At 65.2% G+C, this 26,546-nt stretch carries 23 protein-coding genes; 15 read left to right on the forward strand and 8 right to left on the reverse strand.

The window, feature by feature from the left end; genetic code table 11:
- The first annotated feature begins 84 nt into the window (after window positions 1–84).
- Window positions 85–474: a hypothetical protein gene (locus VN706_16530; GenBank protein ID HXT17246.1), complete on the forward strand. Its 390-nt coding sequence runs from the start codon at window positions 85–87 to the stop codon at window positions 472–474.
- A gap of 14 nt (window positions 475–488) precedes the next feature.
- Here VN706_16530 and VN706_16535 read toward each other — a convergent pair whose 3' ends face one another.
- Window positions 489–1,004, reverse strand: coding sequence for an inorganic diphosphatase (locus VN706_16535; protein ID HXT17247.1), 516 nt, complete (start codon window positions 1,002–1,004; stop codon window positions 489–491).
- An 81-nt stretch (window positions 1,005–1,085) separates the two neighbouring features.
- On the opposite strand from VN706_16535, the gene VN706_16540 reads away from it, so the two are divergent.
- Window positions 1,086–2,021 (forward strand): hypothetical protein, encoded by a 936-nt coding sequence (locus VN706_16540; protein HXT17248.1) that lies wholly within the window; start codon window positions 1,086–1,088, stop codon window positions 2,019–2,021.
- Here VN706_16540 and VN706_16545 read toward each other — a convergent pair.
- A complete protein-coding gene (locus tag VN706_16545; protein HXT17249.1) occupies window positions 1,996–2,418 on the reverse strand; it encodes a response regulator in 423 nt (140 codons plus the stop codon). The genes VN706_16540 and VN706_16545 overlap by 26 nt on opposite strands.
- A gap of 90 nt (window positions 2,419–2,508) precedes the next feature.
- Between VN706_16545 and VN706_16550 the strand changes: the two genes are divergently transcribed.
- The 4 genes from VN706_16550 (at window position 2,509) to VN706_16565 (ending at window position 7,983) form a co-directional block, all read left to right on the forward strand.
- Window positions 2,509–3,891: an MFS transporter gene (locus tag VN706_16550; GenBank protein HXT17250.1), complete on the forward strand. Its 1,383-nt coding sequence runs from the start codon at window positions 2,509–2,511 to the stop codon at window positions 3,889–3,891.
- A 48-nt stretch (window positions 3,892–3,939) separates the two neighbouring features.
- Window positions 3,940–6,096: a penicillin acylase family protein gene (locus tag VN706_16555; protein ID HXT17251.1), complete on the forward strand. Its 2,157-nt coding sequence runs from the start codon at window positions 3,940–3,942 to the stop codon at window positions 6,094–6,096.
- A gap of 92 nt (window positions 6,097–6,188) precedes the next feature.
- Entirely contained in the window at window positions 6,189–7,463 is a 1,275-nt protein-coding gene (locus tag VN706_16560) for a FecR domain-containing protein (GenBank protein HXT17252.1), read from the forward strand.
- 22 nt (window positions 7,464–7,485) lie between these two features.
- Window positions 7,486–7,983, forward strand: coding sequence for a hypothetical protein (locus VN706_16565; GenBank protein HXT17253.1), 498 nt, complete (start codon window positions 7,486–7,488; stop codon window positions 7,981–7,983).
- Between the two features lie 73 nt (window positions 7,984–8,056).
- Here VN706_16565 and VN706_16570 read toward each other — a convergent pair whose 3' ends face one another.
- Window positions 8,057–8,428 (reverse strand): response regulator, encoded by a 372-nt coding sequence (locus VN706_16570; protein HXT17254.1) that lies wholly within the window; start codon window positions 8,426–8,428, stop codon window positions 8,057–8,059.
- A 74-nt stretch (window positions 8,429–8,502) separates the two neighbouring features.
- On the opposite strand from VN706_16570, the gene VN706_16575 reads away from it, so the two are divergent.
- The 3 genes from VN706_16575 to VN706_16585 all read left to right on the forward strand — a co-directional run bounded on the left by VN706_16575 (window position 8,503) and on the right by VN706_16585 (window position 14,690).
- Window positions 8,503–10,695 carry a M20/M25/M40 family metallo-hydrolase gene (locus VN706_16575; GenBank protein HXT17255.1) on the forward strand — a complete coding sequence of 731 codons (2,193 nt, stop codon included), beginning with the start codon at window positions 8,503–8,505 and terminating at the stop codon, window positions 10,693–10,695.
- Between the two features lie 328 nt (window positions 10,696–11,023).
- On the forward strand, window positions 11,024–12,166 hold the full coding sequence (locus VN706_16580; GenBank protein HXT17256.1) for a VOC family protein: 1,143 nt from the start codon (window positions 11,024–11,026) through the stop codon (window positions 12,164–12,166).
- A gap of 154 nt (window positions 12,167–12,320) precedes the next feature.
- Window positions 12,321–14,690 (forward strand): DUF5916 domain-containing protein, encoded by a 2,370-nt coding sequence (locus tag VN706_16585; GenBank protein HXT17257.1) that lies wholly within the window; start codon window positions 12,321–12,323, stop codon window positions 14,688–14,690.
- A 183-nt stretch (window positions 14,691–14,873) separates the two neighbouring features.
- Here the strand turns inward: VN706_16585 and VN706_16590 are convergent, their stop codons facing one another.
- Entirely contained in the window at window positions 14,874–15,290 is a 417-nt protein-coding gene (locus VN706_16590; protein HXT17258.1) for an Ig-like domain-containing protein, read from the reverse strand.
- A 122-nt stretch (window positions 15,291–15,412) separates the two neighbouring features.
- Between VN706_16590 and VN706_16595 the strand changes: the two genes are divergently transcribed.
- Window positions 15,413–15,583: a hypothetical protein gene (locus tag VN706_16595; GenBank protein HXT17259.1), complete on the forward strand. Its 171-nt coding sequence runs from the start codon at window positions 15,413–15,415 to the stop codon at window positions 15,581–15,583.
- A gap of 68 nt (window positions 15,584–15,651) precedes the next feature.
- Here VN706_16595 and VN706_16600 read toward each other — a convergent pair whose 3' ends face one another.
- Window positions 15,652–15,783, reverse strand: a complete 132-nt coding sequence (locus VN706_16600; protein ID HXT17260.1) for a hypothetical protein — start codon at window positions 15,781–15,783, stop codon at window positions 15,652–15,654.
- Window positions 15,784–15,805: 22 nt separating this feature from the next.
- Here VN706_16600 and VN706_16605 point away from each other — a divergent pair, with 22 nt between their 5' ends.
- From VN706_16605 to VN706_16625, 5 genes are all read left to right on the forward strand, one after another.
- Window positions 15,806–16,477 (forward strand): 50S ribosomal protein L11 methyltransferase, encoded by a 672-nt coding sequence (locus VN706_16605; protein HXT17261.1) that lies wholly within the window; start codon window positions 15,806–15,808, stop codon window positions 16,475–16,477.
- Window positions 16,478–16,508: 31 nt separating this feature from the next.
- Window positions 16,509–17,474, forward strand: coding sequence for a hypothetical protein (locus tag VN706_16610; protein ID HXT17262.1), 966 nt, complete (start codon window positions 16,509–16,511; stop codon window positions 17,472–17,474).
- On the forward strand, window positions 17,471–18,412 hold the full coding sequence (locus tag VN706_16615) for a pyridoxal-phosphate dependent enzyme (GenBank protein HXT17263.1): 942 nt from the start codon (window positions 17,471–17,473) through the stop codon (window positions 18,410–18,412). The genes VN706_16610 and VN706_16615 overlap by 4 nt, the downstream gene beginning before the upstream one ends.
- Window positions 18,413–18,448: 36 nt before the next feature.
- On the forward strand, window positions 18,449–19,357 hold the full coding sequence (locus tag VN706_16620) for a hypothetical protein (protein HXT17264.1): 909 nt from the start codon (window positions 18,449–18,451) through the stop codon (window positions 19,355–19,357).
- 143 nt (window positions 19,358–19,500) lie between these two features.
- Window positions 19,501–20,055: a hypothetical protein gene (locus VN706_16625; GenBank protein ID HXT17265.1), complete on the forward strand. Its 555-nt coding sequence runs from the start codon at window positions 19,501–19,503 to the stop codon at window positions 20,053–20,055.
- A gap of 21 nt (window positions 20,056–20,076) precedes the next feature.
- Here VN706_16625 and VN706_16630 read toward each other — a convergent pair whose 3' ends face one another.
- The 3 genes from VN706_16630 to VN706_16640 all read right to left on the reverse strand — a co-directional run bounded on the left by VN706_16630 (window position 20,077) and on the right by VN706_16640 (window position 26,450).
- Window positions 20,077–21,228, reverse strand: a complete 1,152-nt coding sequence (locus VN706_16630; protein HXT17266.1) for a hypothetical protein — start codon at window positions 21,226–21,228, stop codon at window positions 20,077–20,079.
- Window positions 21,229–21,373: 145 nt separating this feature from the next.
- Window positions 21,374–22,672 (reverse strand): hypothetical protein, encoded by a 1,299-nt coding sequence (locus VN706_16635; protein HXT17267.1) that lies wholly within the window; start codon window positions 22,670–22,672, stop codon window positions 21,374–21,376.
- A gap of 31 nt (window positions 22,673–22,703) precedes the next feature.
- On the reverse strand, window positions 22,704–26,450 hold the full coding sequence (locus VN706_16640; GenBank protein ID HXT17268.1) for a TonB-dependent receptor: 3,747 nt from the start codon (window positions 26,448–26,450) through the stop codon (window positions 22,704–22,706).
- Window positions 26,451–26,546 lie beyond the last annotated feature (96 nt).

Here is a 26,546-nt window from a genome sequence, read left to right on the forward strand (position 1 = left end):
CGTGCGTTTCGCGTCCCTTAATACCGCCGATCGGACCTCACAGGAATTGCTTGGGTTCGGCGGTACCGGGCCGATACTTTACCCATGACTCTTTCGGAAGCTGCGCCGATGATGGTGCAACGCGTCACCTTTGAACCCCGTGGCGAGTACACGATCTGTGTCCTCGACTTCTCCGGATTTCGAGACACGGAGATCGCCATCGCCGCGATCAATGAAGCCAAGCGGTTGATCGCCGAGCATCCGCCATTTTCCGTGCGCGTGCTCACCGACGTGAGCGGCTCGCACATGTCGCTGCCGCTGATCAACGCCATGCAGGAGATGGTGCGTGCAAACGCGCCGCACGTGACCAAGAGCGCAATCTACGGCTTGAGCTTGCCGCACCGGGTGGCACTGCGCCAGATCCGCCGGCTCACGGGCCGCGACATTCGCGAGTTCACGTCGCGCGACGAGGCGATGGAGTATCTGCGGTCATAGCGTAACCGCTCGGCTCACGTCGCCTGCTTCACCAGCTCCGCCGCGCCCGCCGCCGCCGTGCGGCCAAGCACCTTGAAGCGTTTGCCCTTCAGGTGATTGTACGACACCCAGAAGTGCTCGACCTGCTCGAGCAGTATCGCCGGTAAGTCGTCGATCTCGCCTACGTCGCGATACGTCTCCGACTTGCACGCCACGCCAAGCAGCCGGTCGTTGCGCACGACTTCGCCGTCTCGCTCGCGCTGTTCCGCTTCGATCGCGCCGATCAAGCGAAACGGAATCACCGCGCCGACGAACGCAGGCTCGTCCATCAACAGGAGGACGTCGATCGGATCGCCGTCGTCGCCCTTGGTTCCCGGAATGAAACCGAAGTCGAACGGATAGCTCGCGCCCGCGGGCAGCACGCTGTCATGGATGAACAGGGCGTGCGTTGCGTCGAACTTGAACTTGTTGCGCGTGCCGCGCACGGCTTCGATCACGCCGAGATAGGCGTCGCGTTTCCGGTCGAATGGCTCGAGGCGCGTGTACGGCATGCGTCGGTCGGCGTGAGGGTGAGGTGTCGGGATATCGCGGCGCGTTTTGACTTTCCGGCGTCTCTCCGCATGTTATCTGCCATGCGCTCAACCCTCCTCGCCGCACTTCTGTCCGCGCTCGTGCTGGCTCTCTGCGCCGCACCGTTGCACGCGCAAACCATTGACGACTCGATTCCGCCCGGCGCGAACTTCGACAAGGCGCAATTCCGCCTGTGGCTTCCGCATGATGCCGGCGCGTTACGCGCGGTGCTGGTGCTCGTGCCTGGATCGAACGGCGACGGCCGCGCAATGGCCGAAGATACCGTGTGGCAGCACTTCGCCGCGGCGAACAAGCTGGCGATCGTGGCGTGCCGGTTCACGGACAAGCCACACGACCAGAACTTCATCGAGGAGTACGTCGACGTTCGCCGGGGCAGCGGACAGGCGCTGCTCGACATGCTGTCGCGCTATGCGCTGCGCACGAATCACGCGGAGATCAACACGGCGCCGCTGTTGATGTGGGGCATGTCGGCGGGCGGGCAGTTCGATTACGAGATGACGGCGTGGAAGCCGGAACGAATCGCGGCGTTCGTCGCGAACAAGGGCGGCATCTACTACAGCGCGCTGACGCCGCGAGCCGCTCGGCAGGTGCCGGGCATCCTGTTCATCGGCGGAAAGGATCTCGAGCAGCGCATTCAGACGATCACCGGATTGTTCGCGGTGAATCGGCGCGGCGGTGCGCTGTGGGCGCTCGCTGAAGAGCCGGGCGTCGCGCACGTGGTTGGACGCTCGCGCGATGTGTCGATGGTGTTCTTCGAGGATGTTCTCGCGGCGCGGCTCGCCGCGGACGGAACACTCAAGCCGCTCAATGAGAAGAGCGGCTGGTGGGGAGATCCACATACGCAGGCGATCGGCGCATTCGGGGCCTTGGGGGCCGAGTCGATGAAGCTGCCGAACTATCCGATGGCGTGGCTTCCGACCGAGCGCGTGGCGCGCGCCTGGCGCGCCATGCTTACCGAATCGCCTTTCGAGCCCTGACCGGCGTTTCGCGCCGCTTCAGCTTCCAGCCGGCGGTGCGCAGCGAGACGGTGCGAATGCGCTCGGCGAGATCGAAGGGACGCACGGGCTTGAGCACGTAGTCCGAGATCTTCATCTCGATGAGTCGCGCGACGTCCTCGCGGTCGCTGACGGACGTCAAACAGATGATCGGAATGGCGGCGTGCGCCGGGAGAGCGCGCAGGGCCTCGATCAACTGAAAGCCGTCCATGTCCGGCATTTTCAGATCGGTGATCAGGAGATCGGGATCCTGAACCTTGATCAACTCGAGGGCTTCACGCCCGTCTTCGGCGGCAATCGCGTCGTTCGACCCGTGTTCGATGACTCGCTGAACAAAGGCGCGCACGATTTCGTCGTCGTCTGCAATGATGATCCTCATTGCTCTGAGTTTCGGCCGCGCTCGCCTGCCGCTTGAGCGGGTTTTCGGCGAGTCTCGCGCGCGAAAACGAATGGGGACAGTATTGTGCGCATGACATCCACAACCGGACGGGCCGCCGCGCCGCCGAGCGCCGCCGCCGTTACTGGCACCACTGCTGAAAGCACTGCAGCCGAGTCGGAGCGTCGTATTTGGGGAGTCATTGCCGCGTCCAGCGCGGGCACCGTGATCGAGTGGTACGACTTCTATATCTTCGGGAGCCTGTCGGCGATTCTCTCGGGCGTTTTCTATCCCGAGTCGAATTCGACCATCTCGCTGCTGAAATGGCTGGCGACATTCGCCGCCGGATTCGCCGTGCGCCCATTTGGCGCGCTGGTGTTCGGACGCATCGGCGATCTCGTGGGCCGGAAGTACGCGTTCATGCTGACACTGGTGATCATGGGCGGATCGACGGCAGTCATCGGTTTATTGCCGGGATACGGTACACTTGGGATTTTCGCCCCGGCGCTGCTCGTCACATTGCGGTTGCTTCAAGGACTCGCGCTGGGCGGCGAGTATGGCGGCGCCGCGGTGTACGTCGCCGAGCATGCGCCGGATCACAAGCGCGGCTTCTATACGTCGTTCATTCAGACGACGGCCACACTCGGCCTCTTCGTGTCGCTGCTCGTGATTCTGGCGACGCAGCATTCGATGAGTGCCGAGTCGTTCAAGCAATGGGGCTGGCGGATTCCGTTCCTGCTGTCGGCGGTGCTGGTGGTCGTGTCGTACTACATCCGCTCGCGCATGGCGGAGTCGCCGCTCTTCGCGAAATTGAAGGCCGAGGGAAAAACGTCGACCGCGCCGATCGCGGATAGTTACGGAAGCGCCGATCGATGGAAGGTGTTCTTCGTCGTGTTGTTCGGCGCGACGGCGGGCCAGGCGGTGGTGTGGTATACCGGCCAGTTCTATGCGCTGATCTTTTTGCAGAACATTCTCAAGGTGCCGCTGGATACGGCGTACAAGATCGTCGCGCTCGGGCTCCTCATCGGGACGCCGTTCTTCGTCGTGTTCGGCGCGCTGTCCGATCGCATTGGGCGCAAGCGGATCATCATGACGGGATGCTTCCTCGCGGCGCTGACCTACATCCCGATCTACAAGACGATGTCGGCGTATGCGAACCCGGTGAACTTCGGCATGCTCACGGCGCTGATCTTCGTGCAGGTGTTGTACGTGACGATGGTGTACGGGCCGATTGCCGCGTTCCTCGTCGAGAGCTTCCCGGCGCGCATTCGGTATACGTCGCTGTCGCTGCCGTATCACTTCGGGAATGGCTGGTTCGGCGGCTTCACGCCGTTGATCGCGACGTCACTCGTGGCGGCGACGGGCAATCGATACGCGGGGCTCTATTTCCCGATCGCGGTAGCGGGGCTGACGTTCATCGTTGGGGGATTGTTGTTGCGGGAGACGAAGGATCAGAGTATTTGGGCTGAGGTCTAGAAAAGGCGAATGGAAAGAGCGAGTGGAAAGAGCGATTGGAAGAAGCGAATGGAAAGAGCGAATGGAAAGAGCGAGGCGCGGTTTCCATTCGCCGATTCCATTCGCCGTTTGGCTCTGTGCACTCTCATCTTCACGGCGACCTGTATTCCCGCCGTTACGCCGAACGAGCTCGACCCGCGCGAGCTCGCGCGCGACGTCGTCGTCACGCGCACCGCGCACGGCGTACCCCACATCCTCGCGCACGACTTCGCGTCGGCCGGATACGCCATCGCGTACGTGCAGTGCGAGGACTACGGCGCGCAGGTCGTCAACAGTCTGCTCCGCGCGCGCGGAGAGATGGGGAAGTACTTCGGACGCGACAGCATGCGCTCCGATTTCGCCGGGCACCTGGCGTACCAGCGCGCGCAGGAGGTCTACGGTGACGTCGACGACGACGCGCGCGACGTGTATGAAGGATTCGCCGCCGGAGTCAATCGCTACATCGAGCTGCATCGCGGCGAATTTCCGCCAGGATTCCGGCCCAACTTCACGGGCTACGACGTCCTCGCGAAAGACGTCGAGGTCCCGCCGACGAATCAGGCTTCGCGCTTCGCGCCGCCGACTGGTGTCGCGCCGCACGCCGATCCCAACGACGGATCCAACGCCTGGGCGTTCGCGCCGAGCCGAGTGACGTCCGGGCACGCGGTGTTGCTGCGCAACCCGCACCTCGCGTGGACCGCGGGCTACTACGAAGCACACATCATCATTCCGGGATTGCTGAACTTCTACGGCGACCTGCGCATCGGCGGCCCATTCACCGTCGTCGGCGGATTCAACCCGTACCTCGGCTGGGCTACCACCAACAACGATCCGATCCTCTGGCAGCTGTACTCGCTGGAGACCGACGCCGCCGATTCCATGCGGTACGTGCTCGACGGCAAGACACACGCGCTGTCGAAACAGACCGTCGTCGCCGAGTTCAAGACGGCGACTGGCATGGGCAAGGACAGCGTCGTTCTGTACCGCACATCGCTCGGTCCGGTCGTCAAACGCACGAGAACCACGCTGTACGTGATGAAGGCCGCGAACGACATGGAGTATCGCGGCGGCGAACAGTTCCTGCGCATGATGCGCTCGGGAACGCTCGACGAATGGAAAGCCGCGATGCGCATGCGCGCGCGGATCAACTCGAGCTTCACGTATGCCGACGTCGACGGCAACATCTACTATGTCTGGAACGCGTCGCTCCCGTCGTTGCCGCATCCGCCCACCGGCGACTCGATGCCGATTCCGGTCCGCGAGACCACCGACGCATGGACGCATCTCGTGCCGTACGACTCGCTGCCGCAGTTCCTCAACCCGCCTTGGGGCTACATACACAACGAGAACGACGCGCCGTATTACACGAACATGTTCCAGCCGCTCGATCCGCGCGGGTATCCGCCGTATTTCCCGCCGCCGCATCTGGGACTGCGGAGCCAGCTCGCGATCTCGCTCATTCACAACAATCGAAAGATGAGCCTCGAGGAGATCATCACGCTCAAACACTCCTATCGAATGCTGTTGGCGGAGCGGATTGGGGATGAGCTCATCGCGGCGGTGCGTGCGTCGCATCCCACCGGTGAGGTGGCGCGCGGGCTCGAAGTGCTCGAGCAGTGGGATCGCACGGCGGCGCCCGACTCGCGCGGCGGCGTGTTGTTCGACACGTGGTGGCGCCGGTATGACGTTCGCGGCGACAGCTCGTTCGCCGTCCTCTGGGATCCGGCGCAGCCGCTGACCACGCCGCGCGGCTTGCGCAATCCGGCCCGAGCCGCCGTGGTATTCGGTCGCGCCGTGACCGACGTGATCCAGCGCTACGGATCGGTGGACGTCGCGTGGGGCGACGTGCATCGCGTGCGACGCGGCGACGTCGACGTGCCGGTGGGCGGCTGTGCCAGCGACGAAGGCTGCTTTCGCGTGTTGACCTACGCACCGGCGGCGGACGGAAAGCTCGTCGCGACGGGATCGGATGGATGGATTCTCGCCGTGGAGTTCGCGGACGAGCCGCGCGCGTTCTCCATCCTCGCCTACGGCGAAAGCCCGCATCCCTACTCGCCGTGGTATTCCGATCAGGCGGCGATGTTCGCGCGGGGGGAGCTCAAGCCGGTCTTGTGGAACCTGGACGACATTCGGCGGGACGGCGGCCGCACCTATCGGCCGGGCAGTGACGCGAAGTACGAGCCGTAGCCGTCGGTAACCTTCAATCCGTCGGGCAATGCCATCTTGCGCGGACGTTTCCCGGGCGCATGATAGAGGCACACCGAGGCCTTGGAGGCCGCATGTCGACGCCGGATGCACGCAGCACCGCTTCGCCCAGTTCGCTGACTCCAACGAGTGCACTCACCGGCCCGCTTGCCGACGAAGCCGCGCTCAAGCGCGCCTTCGATGCCGAATTCGCGCAATGCCTGGCGAGCGCGAAAACGCAACTTGGCGAAGCCGCCGCGCACGCGCCGCGCGTCGTGGAGACGGCGTTCCTCAACGCCTGGGGCCAGCGCGCCACGTTGGGCAATGAGGATCATTTAAAGAGTATTCTCTCAGATGAGATCCGTCATGGCGCCGCGCGCGCGCTGAGCCGGCGCCATTCCGGCGGCCGCTTCGGCGCGGTCGGCGGCGCCGCCGCGAAAGCGCACGACCTCGCGGCCGACCGCGAGACGCCCGAATACGTCTGGGGACAGATCGACAGGGCGCTGCACGGGACCGGCGAAACGGCCGAGGCGCATCGCGCGGCCGCGGACGCCGGTCGGCACGAGGCCGCGGCGCACATGAAGCAGATGTCGAAGCGACCGGGCTGGGTGATTCCGCTCGCGATCGGCGTGGTGGCGCTCGTCGCGTCCGTTGCCGGCGTGATGTACGTCGACCGGCTCGGCGAAGACGACGCGGCCCTCGCCATCGTCGCGAACTCGCAGACGCAGCCAGTCACCTCGCCGGCCGGACAGTTCGGGTCGACCACGTTGCGCGACGGCACCAAGATGCGCATGGGTCCGAACACGAGCTACTGGGAGCCGGACGAGTTCGGCTCCAAGAGCCGTGTCATCAGGATCGAAGGCACCGCGGCGTTCGAGGTCGCGCCCGGGCAGAAGCTGCCGTTCCGCGTCGTGGCGCACCGATATCACTTCATCGCCACGGGAACCAAGTTCGTCATCTCGACATTCTCAGCGGACAGCACGCCCTCGATTCTCGTGCAGGAAGGGAGTGTCACGGTCAAGACGCCAAAGGCCCAGGCCGTCGTGACCGCGGGCCAGGCAATGCACGCCGACGCGACCGGCATTCATCCCGTGACCGATGACGCGCGTGCGGAGTCTTTTGGCTGGGTCGACGGCCGGGTGACCGTGCGAAACAAGCAGCTTCGCGAGGTCGTAGAGGCGCTGACCCGATGGTTCAACTACGACGTGAAAGTGCCCGACCTGTCGTTGCTCGATCGTATGGCATCCATAGATGTCCCGATCGACTCCAGCGGTTTGGCGATCACGCAGGTCGAAAAGAGCGCCAACGTCAAGTTCGCGTACGAGGGAGAGTCGAAGATCTTCCGCGACGCGGCGTCAAAGAAGAAGTAATTCCCACCTCATTGGAGTTTCCATGCGTCGTCTTGCCGTGTTGTTGTTCGCCGCCGTTGCGTCCGTCGCGTCTACTTCCGCGCCGCTGCACGCTCAGACCGCCCACCCGGATTTCACGGGAACGTGGAACCTGGACATGACCAAGCTCGAGCCGCAGGCCGCCGCGATGATCAGCAAGGCATCGCTGGCGATCACGCAGGATGCCAAGACGCTCAAGCAGGTGCAGTCGATGACGACCACAATGACCGGCCCGCAGGAAATCACGGTCACGTACAACCTCGACGGCAGTGACTCGAAGAACACCGTCAGCCAGATGGGCCAGTCGCTCGAAATGACGTCGAACGCCAACTGGGACGGTTCGACGCTCGTCATCAAGACGAAGGCCGAGATGCAGGGCCAGGCGATCGAACGCACGGATCGCTACTCGCTCGACGCGGCGGGCAAGGTGCTCACCATCGACACCAGCGCCAGCATGATGGGTCAGTCGATGCAGACCAAGCAGACGTTCAACAAGGCGTGATCGTCCAAGGTCCGGCGTGAAAACTCAGAACGGCGCTGCAGCGATGCAGCGCCGTTCTTCTTTTCAGGCCCGTTCAGGTCTCGGTCTGCCGCGCCGTGTGACGACGAATGGCTTCGTTCACCGCGCTGTACAGCGACTCGGCGTGGAACGGCTTTTTGATGAACGGCACGTCCTGGCGGCCGATGATGCTGCGTTCGAGATCGCTCACGTCGCCGGAGACGAGGGCGACGGGCATCGCTGGATAATGTTCGCGAATCTGATACGACAGATCGATGCCGCCCATCTCCGGCATGGTGACGTCGGAGAGCACGATGTCGATCTCGCTCGCTTCGCGCGCCAGGCGGTCCAGGGCTTCGACGCCGTTCTTCGCCGTGCGCACTTCGAAGCCGCCCGCCTCGAGCATGCGGGTGATCGTCTGCCGGGTCGTTTCGTGGTCGTCGACCACTAGTACTGTCTTTACGGACATGCTTGTAGAATGGTGCATCGTCCGACAAGCGCAAGGACCAACATGCGACCAACATGCTACGACGTCTCGCCACGGCAGTCGGACTGATCGCGCTGGTCGCGCTGTCGATCCTCCGCGTTTCCCGCCCGCCGTCGCCTGTCCCGGCGACCGCATCGGACACGGTCTTCTCCGCCGAGCGTGCGATGCGCCACGTGGAGCAGATCGCGGTGCGGCCGCATCCAATCGGCTCGGCGGACCACGATCGTGTGCGCGACTACGTGATGGCGCAACTGAACGCCATGGGCCTGCGCCCCAGGCTGCAGGTCACGACGGCCATCGGCACGCGCTATCAGGAGGCGGGCCGCGTCCAGAACATCCTGGCGTACATCCCCGGCAGCTCGTCGACGGGCAAGGCCCTGCTGCTCATGGCGCATTACGACGGCGTCGAGGCCGGCCCCGCCGCGAGCGACGACGGCGCCGGCACGGCCGCTCTGCTCGAGGCGATTCGAGCCATTCGCGCGCGGAAGGCGCCGCTGGAGCACGACATCATCGCGCTCTTCACCGACGGCGAGGAAGCCGGCCTGCTCGGCGCCGCGGCCTTCGTGCGCGAGCATCCGTGGGCGAAGGACGTCGCGTTCGCGCTCAATTTCGAAGCGCGTGGAACGACGGGCCGTTCGTTCATGTTCGAGACGGGGCCGGGGAATCTCGACGCCGTTCGCCAACTGCGCGCGGCGCGCGACGTCACCGCGGGCTCCGTGTTCACGAAGATTTATCGAGTGCTGCCCAACGACACGGATCTGTCGGAGCTCGCGCTGCTCGGCGTTCCGGCGCTCAACTTCGCGTTCGCGGACGGCGTCCAACGATACCACACGACGCGGGACGACGTCGCGCATCTCAATCCCGGCAGCTTGCAGCATCACGGCCAGCAGATGCTGCGCGTCGCGACGCGTATCGCGAATGAAGACCTGCCGCGGCCCAAAACCGGCGATGCGGTGTTCTTCGATCTGCCGGGACTCGGGCTGATCGTGTATCCACAGTGGTTCGCGATTCCGCTCGCGATCGTCGCGCTGGTACTCACCGTGGTCCTGGTGCGGCCGATCTGGCGCGATTCGCTGATCGGCGCCGTCGCCATGATGATTGCGCTCGCCGTGAGCGTCACGATCTCGCGATTCGTGAACCTTGGCGGCGCGGCCCGGTGGAGCGGGATCTACGCCGCGGCGCTCGCGCTGCTGATGGTATCGATCAATCTCGCCGCGTATCACGTCATCCGCGCACGGCGCGGCGGCGCGTACGGCGGCGTACTGCTCGTATGGTTGGCGGTGTCGCTGTTGGCGTCGATTGTGGCGCCGGGCGTGAGCTACCTCTTCACGTGGCCGCTCCTGTTCGCGCTGATCGCGGCGCGGTCGAAGCATCCGGTGGCGGAATGGATCGCGGCGGCGATGACCCTTTTCATGCTCGCCGGATTCGCATACGCGACGGCCGTCATCATGCTTGGCTTGAGCGTCCCGGGCTCGATCGCACTCGGCGTGCTGACCGCGCTGATGACGTGGCTCGTCTCGCCGTTGCTCGATCGCGCGTCGCCGTCATGGAAGGTGGATGCGAGCATCGCGGCGGCGGCGGTGGTCGTTGCCGCGATCGGATTGGCGACGGTTCGCCCGAGTGCCGATCATCCGATTGGGACGTCGCTGCTCTATGTCGAGAACGCGGCGACGCACGAAGCGTGGCTCGGTAGCCTGGGTCGAGCGGCGGACGACTGGACGCGGTCCGTGATCGGGGCGGATGCTAAGGTTGCGCGTCGCGCGCCGGCGTGGACGCGGGGGATCAGCGAGTTTGGCGGCGTGCTGACCGGAAAACCGGTGACGGCGGTTGGCTTGAGCGCGCCGACGCTCACGTACATTCGCGACACCGTGATCGACAACGCGCGTCGCGTCGTGTTCCGACTGAACGTGCCGCCGGGAACGACCGGCGCGATCGTGCGCGCCTGGGGTGCAGCAGTGGGCCGCGTGGCGATCGACGCGCGCGTGGTGGATACGACGCGCTTTCGGTATCACCCCCCGACGTGGCAATTCCAATTCTGGAATGTGCCGGACAGCGGCGCGGTCTTTTCGCTGGCGATTCCGCCCGGCAAATCCATTGACGTCGATGTATCCGCGCGGCGGATGGGATTGCCGCCGATTCCCGGGGTCACGATTCCGCCGCGACCGCCGCGGGTGGTGCCGGCGCAGACCGGGGACGCGAGCATCGTCTACGTGAGCGCGCGGTTTTAGCGGGGTGATGGGCGTCACGCCAGAAGCGAAGCCCCGTTGTCATCGCGAGGAGCGAAGCCCGTTGTCATCCCGAGGAGCGAGCCCGTTGTCATCCCGAGGAGCGAAGCGACGAGGGATCTAGCCTCTTGGCAGAGGGCTCTCTATCGGGAAGAAAGATCCCTCGCTAGCGCTCGGGATGACGAACTCCGGCGCTCGGGATGACGAACGCCGCCTTGCGAGTGCCCGTCAACGCGGGCCATACTCTCCCGCGTAGATCACGCGATGACTCAGAGTAATTCAGCCGGATTTCGATCGATCATTTGAGCACCTCGCCCTGAGGATTGAGCCCATGGATGAACCGCTGACGGAGCTGTTCGACGAATTCGACCGAGGCGTGCTCTCGCGTCGCCAACTGTTGCAGGCGCTCGGACTGGCCGCGGTCGGCTCCGCGGTGCCGATGTCGTTGTTCAGCCAGGGCCGCTGCGGCGGTCAGGCGGGAGCAGCGGGGTGCGACACCATACCAGCCAAGGCGCCGTTCGATTCAACGGGATGGAGAACCGTCTCGCTGGATCACTTCACGATGGCGGCGGCGGACTACAAGAAAGAGGTGGCGTACTACGCGGCGCTCATGAACTGGAAGGTGCTCAGCGACGACGGCACGAAGGCCGTTCTCGGCATGGGTGACGTGGGCAAGGTCGTGATTCGCGGCGGCTACCAGGCGCCGCCTCCGCCGCCGCGTCCTGCGCCGGCGGCCGGTGACAGCGCGGCGGGTCGCGGTCGCGGCGGCAGGGGCGGCGGCGGACAGCGCGCGCCGCGCAACGCGGTGTGGGATTCGTTCTGCTGGGGCATCGAGCCGTGGAACACCGGCAAAGTCGAAGAGGAGCTCAAGAAGCGCGGGCTCAACCCGGTGCGTGGCAACGACGGCCCGGGCTCGTCCGAGTATTTCATGATCACGGATCCCGGCGGCTTCACGCTCAAGATTTCCGACGCGGCCAAGGTGCACGGCGGCTCGGGCATCAAGCTCTCCGAGCCGGCGCCATTCGAGAACACGAACTGGAAAACCGTGTGGCTCGACCACATCTCGTTCCAGTGCCCCAACTACAAGGAAAGCGCCGCGTTCTATCAAGCGCTGCTCGGCTGGAAGCCGACGGGCGACGAAGGCAGCCAGAACGAGACCGAGATCGGCGATCTGGGCAACATCATCATTCGCGGCGGCGGCGGCGCGCGCGGCGCCGCGGCGGGTCGTCCGCCCGGTCAAGGCAACGCGACCAAGGCATCGATCGACCACATCGCCTTCGGCATCACGCCGTGGGACACGGATGCCGTGGCGGCCGAACTGACGAAGCGCGGCTTGAGCGCGCGGCCGGATACGGGCGGCAAGGGCGACATTCACGACGAGAAGGCGTTGTATAAGAGTTATCATACCACGACGCCCAATGGTTTCGACCTGCAGATCAGCAACGCGAACAAGGCGAATCGAACGGTGCGGTAAACGGAAGGCGTTGAGTATTACGACGACGGGTCGCGCGGAGCGGCCCGTCGTCGTTTCGGATACACCGTTGGCGACAAGACACCCTGAAATCCTTGCTCAATTCGAACATCGGAGGTTGGCGGACGGCCCGGCGATTCGACATAGTATGTCTGCCATGTCCCCCTCGTTCCCCCTCGCGCTGGCACTCGTGTCGGCGTTCGCGGCGCCCTCGCCGCGGCGGCCTTCGCCCGACGCGACGTTCGTCGGACGCGCGAATGAGCTGCACGTTCGCATTCCACGCGTATCGGCGGATTCCGCCAACGTTGTCATCGACGGGGATTTGAGCGAACCGGTGTGGCAGCGCGCCGCCCTGCTCACCGGATTCTCGCAGTTCGCGCCGCAGGACGGGGTGCCCGCGTCCGATTCGACGCACGTGCTGCTGTGGTATTCGCCGACGGCCCTCTACGTCGGCATTCGCGCGTTCGAGGCGCACGGTCCGCCGCACGCCTCGCTCGCCGATCGCGACAAGATCTCGGCCGACGACAACGTGCAGCTGCTCATCGGCACGTTTCACGACCAGCGGCAGGCGTACGTGTTCGCGGTGAATCCGCTGGGCATTCAGATGGACGGCACGATCGTCGAGACGACCGTGTCGGGCGGCGGATGGACACCGACGCTCTCCGGCCGCACGGCCCCCGATCTGAGCCAGGATTTCGTGTTCGCGTCCAAAGGACGCGTGACGGAGTACGGCTACGAGGTCGAGCTGCGGATTCCGTTTAAAAGTCTCAAATACCAATCCTCTGATGTCCAGAGTTGGGACTTCAACGTCGTGCGCGAGGTCCAGCATTCCGGCTTCGAGGACTCCTGGGCGCCGGCCAAACGCTCGAGCTCCTCGTTCCTCGGCCAGAGTGGGAGCCTGGATGAATTGAGCGGGTTCGATCGCGGGCTGGTGCTCGACGTCAATCCGTTCGTGACGCGGAAGTCCACGGGGGCGCCGTCGCCGGCGGGCTGGAGGTACGAGAGCACGCGACCGCAGCTCGGGACGAACGTTCGGTGGGGAATCACGAACAATCTCACGCTCAACGGAACCGTTCGGCCCGACTTCGCCGAGGTGGAATCCGACGCGGGGCAGTTCGTGATCGATCCACGCCAGGCGCTGTTCTTCCCCGAGAAGCGGCCGTTCTTCCTGGATGGGCTCGAGCAGTTCAGCGTGCCGAACAACCTGATCTACACCAGGCGGATCGCCAAGCCGGAGCTGGCGACGAAGATCACCGGCAAGATGGCCGGCACCAACATTGGATTCCTGAGCGCGAACGACGATCCGAGCCTGTCGTTCAACGGCCGCTATCAGACGACGTACAACATCCTCCGTGCGCAGCGCGACGTCGGCGATCAGTCGCGGATCGGCATGGCGTACACCGACCGCGCGGTCGGCGGCGATTACAATCGCGTCGCCGACGTCGACGGCCGGCTTCTGTTCGCGCAGGTGTGGAACGGCTCGTTCCAATACGCGGAGTCGTTCGACAAGACGCACGACGTCGCGGTCAATGCGCCGCTGTGGTCGGGAACGTTGGCGCGCAATGGAAAGCGGCTGGGGCTGCGCTACAGCCTGAGCGGCATCAGCGACAAGTTCATCACGACGAGCGGATTCATTTCGCGAAACGGAATCGTTCACGGCGCGGCCGATCAGCGCGGCACGTGGTTCAACGAGCGCGGGAAGCTGTTCGAGACGTTGACGGGCGACATCCTGTACGACGACACCTGGCAGTACACGCACTTCACGCGTCACGGCGATGCGCAGGATAAGAAGTTCCACCTCTCGGGCAGCGCCGGCCTGCGCGGCGGATGGACCACGGGCCTGGGCGTCTACTGGGAGACGTTCGGCTACGATACGCAGCTCTACCGCAGCTATCAGATCGAGCGGACGGTTGGCGCCACGGTCGACACGGTGCCGTTCGTCGGCGTCGGACGCATTCCCAATCGCGATTATGTCTTCACGCTCGCGACGCCGCAGTGGTCGCGCTTCAACGCCACCATGCTGTATGTCGGCGGGCAGGACGAGAACTTCTTCGAGTGGGCGCAGGCGAACATCGATTATTTGTCGACGGCGCTGACATTCCGGCCGACGGATCGCATTCGTCTCACCGGGAACTTCGACTATCAGGATTACTGGCGGCGGAGCGACGGCAGCTTGGCGGGGCGCAACATGATTCCGCGGCTCAAGGCCGAGTATCAGTTGACGCGCTCGATGTTCTTGCGATTGGTCGGCGAGTACGATCTGTCCGAGCATTCCGACCTGCGCGACGAGACGCGCACGTTCTTTCCGCTGATCATCAATGGGCAGAAGGCGATCGCGATGCGAAGCGGTACGGTGCGCGGAGATTACCTGTTCTCATATCAGCCGAATCCCGGCACGGTGTTCTTCGTCGGGTACGGTTCGCGGGCGGACGGTCCGCCCGATCCGAATGAGCGCTTCACGTTTCAGCCGCTGATTCGATCCTCGGATTATTTCTTCGTCAAGTATTCGTATTTGTTCAGGTTCTGACGCAAAGCCGCCGCGCATGTCATCCTGAGCGGAGGCGCGCGGCGCCGAAGTCGAAGGACCCCCTTCTCAGCGGAGGACTGCATGCGGCTCCTCCGTCGGGGCGGAGGTCCCTCGACTCGCTCGCTGCGCTCGCTCGCCGCGCTCGCTCGCCGCGCTCACTCGCTCGCGATGACAGGCGGCGTGTTAGTGCACCGCCGCCACGATGTTGACCGCGGCCGCGCCTTGCACCGCCGGAGTGGCATTCGGCGACGCGATGAGGGTCGTTGTACCCGGGTTGCGCGCGCGCAGCCACACCGCGCTATCACCGCGCACTGCGATGGTCGCAATGGAACTGTCACTCAATCGCCACGTGAACGCATTGGACGCGGACGTGGTACCACACACCGGGACGACCGCGACGAACACCGCGGTGTCTCCAACCGTGAGTGTGATTGAAGGCGGGCTTACGGTGATCGATTGAAGAGAGCAATCCACGCTCGTGTCGGCGCCGCCTCTCAGACCCGGAAGCGTCGCGTCCGCCGAGCAGCCGGCCGCAATCGCGCCGATGGCACCGGTCGCCGCAACCAACGCACAAAGCCGAACCGTCGTCGAACGTCGCATGCTATTGTACCGCCGTGATGGCAGCCGCGCCCCTGAAGACGCTGTCCGCCCCACACGTTGCAATCGCCGTACTCGTGCCGGACGACAGTGCGGCGGGCCGAATCATGATTTCAACATAACCGATGTCTACGATGACGATCTACGACACTATCGGAACCGGCTACACCGCGCGCCGTCGGGCCGACCCACGCTTCGCCGCACTCATCCGTACGGCCATCGGCGACACTGGAGCGACTGGCGTCGCGGGCTGGCCGAGTGCCGGCGTGTGGTGCGGTCCCGCGTGGTGGGGATGACGTGGGATCGCGATCATGCCGGCTTCTGGTCGATGGAAGACTATTTTCCGGGGATGCTTGCTCGAGATTTACCGCGCTTTCCGCCGCTCGCCGACGTCGCCGCCGAATTCGACCACGCGGAAATTCAGAGAATTCTCATAGCCGCCGATTGCGCCGGCTACCGCCTGCTTCTCGGTCACGTCGCGCATGGCAGAGCGCATGGCAGAGCGCATGGCAGAGCGCATGGCTGAGCGCCTCACGACAACCGCCGGCGACTTTGACCTCGAAGAGTGCAGCCTGCGCGTCGGCGGACGCGAGTGGAGCATTCTGCATACGGCGGCGCTCATGAGCTGGGTGGAAGAGCAGATCTTCCTCGGTACGAATCACGATCGTATACCCTACGGCGCCGCGCTCTGGCCGTCGGCGATCGCACTCGCGCACGAGTTGGCATCGCGGGGCAATGCGTTGCGCGGCAAGACGGTGCTGGAGCTCGGAGCCGGCACTGGATTACCGGGCATCGTCGCGTCGACGTTCGGCGCGCGCGTGACGCAGACCGACAACCACGACGTCGCGATGCACCTCTGCCGCCGCAACGGCGAGCGGAATGGCGCGCGCGGCATCGAGTATCGCACCGCTGATTGGTCGACGTGGGACGACGTGCAGCGCTACGACCTCATCATCGGCGCCGACATTCTCTACTCGGACACAATGCACGATCGTCTGCACCGGCTATTCAACGGCAACCTTGCGGCAGGCGGCCGCATTCTCGTCTCCGATCCCTTTCGCAAGTTCAGCCTTGGATTGCTCGAGACGCTCGAGTCGCAGCACTGGCGCGTCGGGATGACGAAGTGGATCGTCGGCGAGGGCGAAGACGCGCAGCCGATCGGCGTCTTCGAGCTTGTACCGCCAGCTTGACCGCCGTCCTCGACGCCTGCATCTATCCGCCATGGCCACCGCAAAAAAACGCGCGAAGAAGAAGCGCGCCGTCGCGCCGGCCGCCTCGCGCGGTCTCGATGCGCGCCGGCTTGCCTCCGCTGCGGCACCCACGTCCGTCGAAACACTCGGCCGCACGATCGAAGACGACGGCGGCGCTACGCTCGCGACGTATCGCGATCCGCTGGGCGGACACTGGCAGATCCTTGCCGCGCTGCCCATCGACGCCGTCGAGCCTACGCCGTTTCAGCGCGACCTGTCCGAAGCGCACGTCGGCCGCGTCGCGAACGCGATCGACAAACTCGATCGCTATCTCGATCCCGTGATCGCGGTGCCGGCGGGCGGCGGCAAATACTGGTCGCCGAACGGCTATCATCGCCTTGGCGCGATGAAAGAGCTTGGCGCCAAGTCGATCGTCGCGCTCGTGGTGCCGGAGCCTGAAGTCGCGCATCGCATTCTGCTGCTCAATACCGAGAAAGCGCACAACCTCCGCGAGCGCGCGCTCGAAGTGGCGCGCCTCGCCGAGGCGTTGTCGGTGCTCGACGACCGTCCGGAGCGCGAGTTCTCGGTGGAGTTCGAGGAAGCGGCGCTCGTGACGCTCGGGCTCTGCTATCAGCAGAACGGCCGATTCTCTGGCGGCGCGTATCACCCGGTCCTCAAACGCTGCGACAAGTTTCTCGGGAGCAAGCTGCCGAACGCGCTTCTGACGCGGCGCGAGCGTGCCGAGAAGCTGTTGGAGCTCAACGAGCTGGTGAACGAAGCCGTGAAGGCGATGAAGGCCAAAGGCCTGGAGAGTCCGTATCTCAAGGCGTTCGTCGTGGCGCGCATCAACCCGCTGCGATTCATGCGGAAGCCCACCGCCGACTTCGACGACACGATCGACAAGATGCTGGGCAGTGCGCGGCGATTCGACCCCGGCAAGATCAAGGCGGATCAGGTCGCGCGCTCCGGCGGCCCGCCATCGACGGGTGAAGAGTGACCGCCCCGCTCGACGCGTCGTTTCACCGGCTGCTCCATGCTCCAACGCCGGCGCACGCGATGGAGCACCTGCGCGATGTCCTGGGCGGCGGCCCACGCCTCGTCGTCAAGCGCGACGACACGATCCCGTTCGGGTTCGGCGGCAATAAAATCAGAAAACTTCAATTCGAGATCGCTAAAGCCATCAACGCGGGCGCGGATACGATCGTCACGCTCGGCGGCGTGCAGTCGAATCACGCCCGCGCGACGGCCGCGACCGCCGCACAGCTTGGCCTTCGATGCGTGCTGATCATCAACGGCGAGCCGCCCGAGCGGCCGACCGCCAACGCGCTGCTCGACCGGCTGCTGGGCGCCGAGATCGAGTACATCCCGTCGCGCGCGGAGCGGGCCGAGTCGTGCGAGCGCGTGATGCAGCGCCTGCGGCGCGAGGGGAGAAATCCGTATCTCATTCCGCTCGGCGCGTCCACGTCGTACGGCGCGCTCGGATTCGTGCACGCGGTGCGCGAGTTGAAGGAGCAGGGCATCGAGCCCGATGTCATCGTACACGCGACGTCCTCGGGCGGTACTCAGGCCGGGTTGATCGCGGGCGTGGCGCTCGCCGGACTGACGTCGCGCGTAATCGGCGTGAGCGCGGACGATCCGTCGGAGGCGATTCAGCGGACCGTGCGTGAGATCGTGCGTGGCATCGAAGGCATGGAATCATTCGACGGCGCGATCGAGGTCGACGACCGCCGGGTCGGCGCCGGGTACGGCGCGCCGACCGACGAGTCGCGCGAGGCGCAGGAGCTTGCGGCGCGGCGCGAGGGATTCTTCGTCGATCACACGTACACCGCCAAGGCGCTCGGCGCGTTGATCGCCTACGTGCGCGAGGAACGCTTCCGTCCGGACGAAACCGTCCTCTTCTGGCACACCGGCGGACAGGTCGGCGTTTTTGCCTGAGCGAAACACCGCGCGGCGCGAGCGGGTAGTATGAGAATGATGCGGTTTCTCCTGGCGATACTCCTTCTCGTCGCGGCCCAAGCGGCGCCGGCGCAGTCCGATCGTGGGCGGCCGCTCGTGCTGCTCGTTCACGGTCGCGGGATGATCGACCGCGATACGGCGCTGACGAGGAAGTTGTGGATGGACGGCCTGCGCACCGGCGCATCGACGCTGACCAAGGCGCCGCTGCTCGAGGAAAGCGACGTGCGCGTCGTGTGGTATGCCGATGTGCTCGATCCGTCGTCGGATGCCGGCTGTGACTATCCCGCGAACGATCCGCGCGCGCTCCGTGCGGGCCGAAGCGACGAAGGGCTCAAGACCGTCGCGTCCGTCGCCGGCGGGTTGTTTGGCGCGCTGTCCAAGTTGGTCGACGACAAGGAGACGGCGGCGCAGATGCGCGACCTGGCGGGCGACGCCGCGTTCCTGAGCGATGCGCGCAAACGGTGCGCGTCCGAGGATCGGCTGTCGAGCGCGATCCTGCGTGCTCGGAGCGAAGGGCGACCGGTGATCGTCGTCGCGCACAGCCTCGGGTCGCTCGTCGCGTATGACTACTTTTCCGCGGCGCGCGACACCGGAACCGTCCGGACGCTGCTCACGCTTGGATCGCCGCTCGGCTCGCCGGATCTGCGGCATCTGTTGATCGGCGGCGACGACAGCGATTCCCTGGCGCGGCCGGTCAGCGTCGCGGATTGGATCAACATCCGCAACGACGGCGATCCGTTCGCGACATCGGTGACGGCCGCGAATCACGACATCGCGTCGAAGCCGCCGGCCGATGAGCCGGATCCACACGAGCTGGTCGGCTATCTTCGCGAGCCCGAGACGGCTCGGCAGGTGGTTGCGGCGTGGTGCGGTGCGTTTGCGAAGGCCGTCCAAGCACCGAAGGGCTGCGCTGAACTCAAGTAGGCCGTCATTCCGAGCCGCAGGCGAGGAATCTTGTATCCCGATCGAGGAACGTCTCTCGACAACTCGCATAAGATTCCTCGCTTCGCTCGGAATGACACAGCGGCGCTGATCGCACGGCGCGAGGATTGCCAATCAGCGGGCGCATGTGGAAGAGAACGGGATCATTCGCGGTTGCCGCCATCGTCATGGCCAGTGCCGCACAGGCTCAGTCGCGCGTCGGGTCCGATTCGGCCACGCGGCTGACGCGCTTCGGGCGCGACATGGTGTACGGCACGGCTGAAGGCCTGGCCTTTGCCGGCATCGATCAACTGAGCGACAGTCCGGCGCAGTGGGGCAAGGGCTGGAGCGGCTACGGGAAGCGCGCCGCGTCGAACGTCGGCGAGTTCGTGATTCAGGAAGGGGTGACGGAAGGTCTTGCCGCGGCGATGAATCGGCCGCTCGACTACGCGCACTGCGAGTGCCACGGCACGGGCGCGCGTATCGGCTGGGCAATCTCCCAGGGCTTCAGCGACGTGCTACCGAACAAGAAGCGGATGGTGGCGGTCCCGCGCATCGTCGGTGCGTTCGCGGGCAGCTTCGCGCAGGCGAGCTGGCGTCCGGACACCGGCCCCGACAAGGTGCGCGTCGCGCTCGTGAACGGCGCGACGTCGATGGTCATCGGGGTCGGCATCAATCTGTGGCACGAGTTCGTGCGCTGACGCCGCCGCGGAGTTTACAGTTTACTGATACTGGATGTAGATCGGCCGCGGTCTCAACGCCAGCACTTCGATGGGCGACAGGAGCTTGTCGCCCTTCTTCACGTCATTGTGAAAAAAGAGCTTGAATCCCGTGTATTCGACGGGATCCGACGCCTCGCACTTGGCGTACGTGTCGAACTTGAGCCACGGCTGGCCCCAGCCGTCCATGTTGATGACGACCTGCACGCGCGGGTCGAGCTTGATCTTATCAGAGTTCTGTAACATGTTGGTCGTGAAGCGGTGCACGATCAGCACCTTGGGCGGCAGGTGGTACTTCGTCACCAGCGCGCCGAGCTGGTCGATGACGTAATTGATGTCCTTGGCGTCCATCGCGCCGATCTTCGATCCCGGAATACGTCCTTCGCGGTTGTAGTGCATGTAGAACTCGGGATCGACGCCCAGATGCACGTCGGGCCGCTGGAGAAACGGCAGGATCACCGGCAACTCGGAGTCGATGGTGCTCTTGCCCGCCTGAATGTCGAGAATGGTGATGTAGCCGCGCGCGTGCGCGAAACCGTAGATCTTTTCGATGAGGTCCGGATCCGAGCGCTGGCGATACATGCCGTCCTTGCCCGGCGCGCCCTGCGCAACGGAAACGATCAGGTGCAATGCGGGCTGGACGGGCGTGGATGGATCGGCCGCTTGCCACCACTTCACGACCGTGTCGAGCTTGGCGAGCATCTGATCGTACGGGATCTCGCCGAGGATGCCCATCTTCTTCGAGAGCGGGTTGCCGTAGAACGCGACGATGCGCTTGGCGGGCAAGATCGATCCCGCGAGCAGCGGCGGTGTCTTGACCGGCCAGCCGGGATTCTTGAGGCCGGTGCGAATCGAGGCGACGAGCGAGATGCTGTCGGCCTTCGTGCGAAGCTTGGGCTGCGTGGCGAGCTGGATCATGATCGCCGAGTCCGGCATGGCCTTCTTGTTCTTGGCGTGCGCGGTGTCGGAGGTGCTCGCAGCGGCGGTGTCCGTTCGGAGACTGTCGCGCGCCGTGTCGCGAGTAGCAAGCTTCACGTCGCCGGCGGCGGAGTCTTTCGCGACTGGTCGGCTTTCCGACGCGGCGCTTCGAGAATCGCCGCAGGCGGCGACGAGCAGGCTCAGCGACAGAGAAAGGATTGGGTAGGCACGGCTCATGTGCCTATTGCAATGCAACGCCCGCACCGTGGTGGGGGCGTTGCATCCTGAGCGTAGCGAAGGATCTCATCCGGATGGATGATCCCGCTGCCCGGACGTGGATGAGATCCTTTCGCGCTTGCGGCGCTCAGGATAACAGCTCCACCTAGCGATGCGTCCGCTCGATCCACGTCCCCGACGCGTCGTGCGCCGCCATGTACACCACGCCGCTCTTACCGAAGCCGACGATCTGGCGGCCGGCGGGAATCTGAATGCGATCGACCAGCTCCCCGCGACTGTTGATGACGTCGTAGATCGCGCCCGCCGCGCCGCCGCGAACGGCCGTCGTGCGTACCCACACGTTGCCGTCCTCGTCCCCGCGCACGGCGGAGGCGGTGAAGGCTGGCCGGTAATCCGGCAGGTCGGACGCGTTGACGTATTCGGTTGTGCCGCCGCCCGCAGCGCCCGCGACCTTCGCGCCCGCCGGAGCGCCGCCACCGCCAGTGCTGAAGTTCATGACGACGCGCTGCTGCGTGGCGCCGCCGACGGCCCCAGCCAATGTATTCGCCGCCGTGTTGCCGTCCTTCGGTGCGGCGGCTGCCTGCGCCTCGGCCGCTTTTCGCGCCGAATCGATCACGGCGATCTTGTCATCGTCGCTCAGGCGCTGCCAGTCGAAGGGAATCTTGGTGCCGGCGCTCACCGTGCCGTCGGCGTGCACGAAATCGACGTGATAGTCGTGACCGCGGACGATCGCGATCGAGCCGTCGGCGAGCACGGCCCAGTCGTCGATCACCGGCAACGGGTCGATCACCTGCGACATGGACCCGATTCCGCTCTCCGTGCGCGTGATGTTCAGTTTGACTTTCGCGATCTTGAAATAGGCGGCCGTGTCCAGCTTTCGCGTCGCGAGGTCGACGCGAACGATCGCCGAGCTGTCGGGGAAGTCCGGCATGAAGGGCAGACCGCTGCCGGTGTTTCCGCCTCGCGGGGCGCTCATGCGCATGATGTTCATGCCGCCGCGATACACCAGGCGTCCTTTTCCGTCGAGCGCGAGCACGCCGCTTCCCGCGATGGCGCCCGCGTCCTGCGACCGCGGCACCGACGCGACGCGCGCGATCGTGCCGGCGGGGTCGATGACGAACATCGACAGGCCGGCGGGATCGACGAAGAGGGTCGAGTCGCCGGTGTAGGCGATGAGCCCGCCGGCGCGCGTGCCGTAGGAGCTCGCGGTGCCGCTCACGGAGTCGGCGATCACCGTCGGCGACCTGAGGGTCGGGTCGAGCAGCGTGAGCTGCCGACGCGCGACGTCGTTCACGAGCACGCGCCCGCCGGGAAGCGCGCGCACCGCGGCGGCGACGCCGAACAGCGGCGCGGACGACGCGTCGGGCGCCGCGATCAGGCGAACGGCCGGGGCCTGCGCGCCGACGGGTGCGGCGGCCAGCGCCAGTGTTAATAGTTTTCTCATATTCATCGTCCAATTAAAGTATAGGTATCGGCTACGGATTGCCGGTCTTCATCATGATCACGGTCGGGCCGCCGCCGCCACCGCCCATCGCGGCCATCGGGCCGCCGCCCATCATCATCGAGGCCAGGCTCGTCCCCTGCGTGCCGGAACGCACCGACGCCAGGTATCGCGTGTCCAGATACTGCGTCACGTTGTACGGCAGCCGGCGCAGCTGCGTCCGCGTCAGCAAGCCGTGAATCGCCGGCGCCAGCTTGATCAGGGCGTCCACCGTCGTCTCGCGCGCGAGACGATACCGATAGTACGCCTCGTCGCGGTTGTACCGGTCCGGCAGCTCGGCCAGATACTTCGTGACCGGCGTCCAGATGGAATCGAGCTTGATGGTATAGGTGCGATTGAGCACCGCGATGCTGTCAGCCTGCGTCGCGCTCAGCTCGAGCGTGTCGGCGTTCCGAAGAATCTGCGCCATCGGATTGAGGATGCTGCCGCCGCCGTACAGCACGCGCAGCATCTGCTCGGGGATCTTGGCGCCACCGACACTGCGGCCGCGGTCGAGCGCCAGCGTCAGGTCCTGACGCTCGCGCGCCGGCCCGACGTCCAACCGCATGAGTGCCGTCAGCGTGACGGGGGCGCGAATCACACTCTGTGACAACGCGGTCGCGCCGAACCGCTGGTTCACCTCGTACTTGAACTGATTCGTTGCCGGATCGAAGCCCCGCACCGACAAGAGCTGGCTGTTCGGCACGAACACCTGTCCCCAGCCGTGCAGATGGTCGTCGCCATGCAGGAGCGCGTCGGCGGCGCCGAGTGGATTAGAGATCTGGAATGTGAGGTTGGCGCGCTGCGGCAGGCGCAGCTTGAGCGGCAAGAGCGAGAAGCTCAAGTTGGCGGTCTGTGTCCACGGACCCTGGCAGCTGTTGCGCTCCGCAATGCGTCCGATCTGACGGGCCAGGCAGTCGCGTGCCGATCCTGAGCCCGACGCGAGCAGCGAGCGCATGCCCGAGGCAAGCGCGGTGTCGGCCGTGTGCGAGGGATCGAAAATGAACGCCCGATCGTTCGAGTAGCCGTCGCCGTTGATGTCGCCCAGCACGATCGGCGTGTATGGCGTACCGGAACGAATGGTGCCGTACCAGCCAAGCTGAATCATGTTGAACGCGTTGTACGTCAGCGAATAGACGATCTGATGGCGCGAATCGAACGACGAACGGCCCCACGCAACGTCCAGCGGATCGCCCGACGTGCTCGAGAAGCCGCGATACTGCTCGCGCGCATTCATATAGACGTACGACAGGCTCCACGAGTAGTTGGAACTGAAGTTGAACGGGCGAAGACCCACGCTCAGCTGCTTCGTTTCCGACTTCATGTCCGAGCGAAGTTGACCGACGTGCGAGAAGACCGGCGATACGCGCGCTTCGCCCGCGCCAATCGCGCCCGTCTGCGCGACGATGCTCGACGCACGCGCGTACACCGGCCGGCCGCCTTCGTTCGCAAGCGCGAACTGCGACGACGGATTGAAGTTCAGATCATACGTACTCGGTTGATTCATATTGAGCGAGTACGTGAAGTCCACCATCGTCGCGAACCGGTTGTCGAGCGACATCCCGGTCCACTGCAGATTGGACCGCAGCGCGCGCGGCGCGGCGTAGTTGCGATCGAACAGCGTGACGTTCGGCGCCGTGCTCGAGAGCACGGTACCGGTGGTGCCGTCGGCGCACCGCGTGGGAACGGCCGCTTCGCTCGCGGCGTACGCGGCCCAGTCGGGCGTCGGTGCCGCTTGCCCGACGCACACGAGCTGCTGCGCGCCGGTCGGCAGGCCGGTGTTGTCGAGCGCCGTGCCCAGCGTTTGCGTGTTCGGCAGACCCTGAATGATGCCGATGCCGCCGCGCACGTTGGCGCGCGGGCCGCGAATGGCGCCCTGGAATGCGGCGATCTGCGGCGCCTCGCCGTACGCGTACGAGAAGCCGAAGCGCGGGCTCAAGTAGATCTTGTTCGGCACGTGATCGTTGCGCGCGCCAAACACTTGCTCGACCGTCTGGTTGAGCGTCGGATCGCTCGTGAAGCGTGTGCCGTCCGCGCGCAAGCCGTACTGCAGTTGCAGATTGTCGCCCGGACGATACGAGTCGCCGAGTGCGACGCTCGCGATGTTGAGCCCTGTCGTTCGCGCCGACTGCGAGAGCTGGCGCGTGAACGACGACGGCCGGTCCGCATCGAGATCGGCGAGCGACAAAAACGAGAATGTGCCGAGTTGATTGCTCGTCAGGTTTTGCGAGTATCGATCGGCGCGAAGCTCCGTTGTGAGCTTGAGGCTGTGCTTGTTGTTCTCACTGAACCAGCCGAGCTGGTTCCGCAGCTGCCCGCTCTTCGTGCCGAACGACAGGTTCATGCCGGGATTGCCGCCGAACGACACCGTCTGCACGCTCTGCGGCGCGTCGGCGAACGTCGAGTTCACGCGGACCGTGCCGTTCGGGAGATCGACGAAGGGATTCCCGTTGAGGCCCATCTGGCTGTATCCGAACGACGTCTCGCTGAGCAGGAATCCGAAATAGCCGGAGTGCTTGCCGGAGATCATGCCGAAGTAATTGCTGCGCTCACCGCTGTGCGACGGCAACTCCATCGGCGAAATGCCCGAGGGATCCTGGCGCGACCACGAGCCATTGACCATCAGGTTGAACGCCTGGCCGGTCGTGGACGACGGCGGCGTGAAGTCGAAAGTGCCAAGGAGCTGTGCCTGATCACCGAGCCGCTCGCCCGGAATGCCGCCGACCGTGCTCGGAATGTGCGAGCGGTTCAGAATGCCCAGGAGCCGCGAGACCGAATCGTTCGCGATGCCGGCCGCCCGCAAGCCGAGCGGACCGGTGTTGAGCAAACTCTGAATACCCTGCGTGCGGCGTCCGGCCTGATACGACACCGAATAGAACGACTTGTCGGGCTGGAAGGGACCCGAGAACAATCCGCCCACCGACACGTTCTGATAGCGCTGCCCGAGCGCCTGCGCCGCGGGGTCGGTCCACTGCATGCTCGGCGAATCGAAGTTCACGCTCGACGCGCGAATGACGTAGTTGTTGCCGGATCGAGTGCGGACGCTGAGCTGGCCGCCGCTGAATCCACCGCGTGAAACGTCGTACGGCGTGGTGATCACCGAGGTGATGACGTTCGCGTCGCGCGGCAGGCTCGATCCGCCGAAGTTCATGCCGTTGAGCGTGGTCGAATTCTGGTCCGCGCCGACGCCAAGCACCGAGAAGCCGTTCGGAGCGCCGTCGGCGCCGGGGATCATCTGCACTCCCGGCATCGACGCGGCCAGCGCGGCGAGATCGCCCATCTGGTCGGCGGAGACGGCGTTCGAGTTGATCACGCGCTCGCTGCCGCCGATGTCGGGCAAGCCGTTGTCTCGTCCGACCCGTTGGCGCTGCGCGTTGACCTTCACCGCATCGAGCTCGGTGGCGACACGCTGCAGGCGCGCATCGGCGACGAGAATCTCCTGATCGTTCGTGCGCTTCACCTCGAAGCGTTTGCTCGCGAAGCCCAGCGCGCCGATCGTCACCATGTAGTCGCCTTCATCGCCCGGGAAGGTGACGGTGAAGCGGCCGTTCTTGTCCGTGCGCGCGTTGCGCGACACGTTCCCGCTCAAGCTGGTGACGGTGACGTTCGCCCGCTCGACAGGCAGGCTATCGGGGCCAATGATTCGGCCGCGCACAACGTCGGTTTGAGCCGAAAGCACACGCGCGGGCAGCAGGGAGCCGCAGGCCAGCGCCAGCAGAAATAGCAGGCGGCGAGGAGTCATCGGTGGTGGGGTGGGCGTAAGGACTGCGACCGCTTGGACTGGCGAGTTAGTACCGGCGAGTCGCCGAACGGTTTACCCGGTCTAGAATCTCGATTT

Source organism: Gemmatimonadaceae bacterium (genome assembly GCA_035606695.1).
Lineage (GTDB): Bacteria > Gemmatimonadota > Gemmatimonadetes > Gemmatimonadales > Gemmatimonadaceae > JAQBQB01.

Coding starts and splice junctions, on each gene's coding strand:
- VN706_16600 (HXT17260.1), bottom strand. CDS start 15,783: ATGCGCTCTGCCATGCGCGACGTGACCGAGAAGCAGGCGGTAGCCGGC.
- VN706_16560 (HXT17252.1), top strand. CDS start 6,189: ATGTCGACGCCGGATGCACGCAGCACCGCTTCGCCCAGTTCGCTGACT.
- VN706_16635 (HXT17267.1), bottom strand. CDS start 22,672: ATGAGAAAACTATTAACACTGGCGCTGGCCGCCGCACCCGTCGGCGCG.
- VN706_16640 (HXT17268.1), bottom strand. CDS start 26,450: ATGACTCCTCGCCGCCTGCTATTTCTGCTGGCGCTGGCCTGCGGCTCC.
- VN706_16585 (HXT17257.1), top strand. CDS start 12,321: ATGTCCCCCTCGTTCCCCCTCGCGCTGGCACTCGTGTCGGCGTTCGCG.
- VN706_16565 (HXT17253.1), top strand. CDS start 7,486: ATGCGTCGTCTTGCCGTGTTGTTGTTCGCCGCCGTTGCGTCCGTCGCG.
- VN706_16625 (HXT17265.1), top strand. CDS start 19,501: ATGTGGAAGAGAACGGGATCATTCGCGGTTGCCGCCATCGTCATGGCC.
- VN706_16610 (HXT17262.1), top strand. CDS start 16,509: ATGGCCACCGCAAAAAAACGCGCGAAGAAGAAGCGCGCCGTCGCGCCG.
- VN706_16540 (HXT17248.1), top strand. CDS start 1,086: ATGCGCTCAACCCTCCTCGCCGCACTTCTGTCCGCGCTCGTGCTGGCT.
- VN706_16590 (HXT17258.1), bottom strand. CDS start 15,290: ATGCGACGTTCGACGACGGTTCGGCTTTGTGCGTTGGTTGCGGCGACC.
- VN706_16605 (HXT17261.1), top strand. CDS start 15,806: ATGGCTGAGCGCCTCACGACAACCGCCGGCGACTTTGACCTCGAAGAG.
- VN706_16545 (HXT17249.1), bottom strand. CDS start 2,418: ATGAGGATCATCATTGCAGACGACGACGAAATCGTGCGCGCCTTTGTT.
- VN706_16595 (HXT17259.1), top strand. CDS start 15,413: ATGTCTACGATGACGATCTACGACACTATCGGAACCGGCTACACCGCG.
- VN706_16575 (HXT17255.1), top strand. CDS start 8,503: ATGCTACGACGTCTCGCCACGGCAGTCGGACTGATCGCGCTGGTCGCG.
- VN706_16550 (HXT17250.1), top strand. CDS start 2,509: ATGACATCCACAACCGGACGGGCCGCCGCGCCGCCGAGCGCCGCCGCC.
- VN706_16535 (HXT17247.1), bottom strand. CDS start 1,004: ATGCCGTACACGCGCCTCGAGCCATTCGACCGGAAACGCGACGCCTAT.
- VN706_16555 (HXT17251.1), top strand. CDS start 3,940: ATGGAAAGAGCGAATGGAAAGAGCGAGGCGCGGTTTCCATTCGCCGAT.
- VN706_16620 (HXT17264.1), top strand. CDS start 18,449: ATGATGCGGTTTCTCCTGGCGATACTCCTTCTCGTCGCGGCCCAAGCG.
- VN706_16630 (HXT17266.1), bottom strand. CDS start 21,228: ATGAGCCGTGCCTACCCAATCCTTTCTCTGTCGCTGAGCCTGCTCGTC.
- VN706_16530 (HXT17246.1), top strand. CDS start 85: ATGACTCTTTCGGAAGCTGCGCCGATGATGGTGCAACGCGTCACCTTT.
- VN706_16580 (HXT17256.1), top strand. CDS start 11,024: ATGGATGAACCGCTGACGGAGCTGTTCGACGAATTCGACCGAGGCGTG.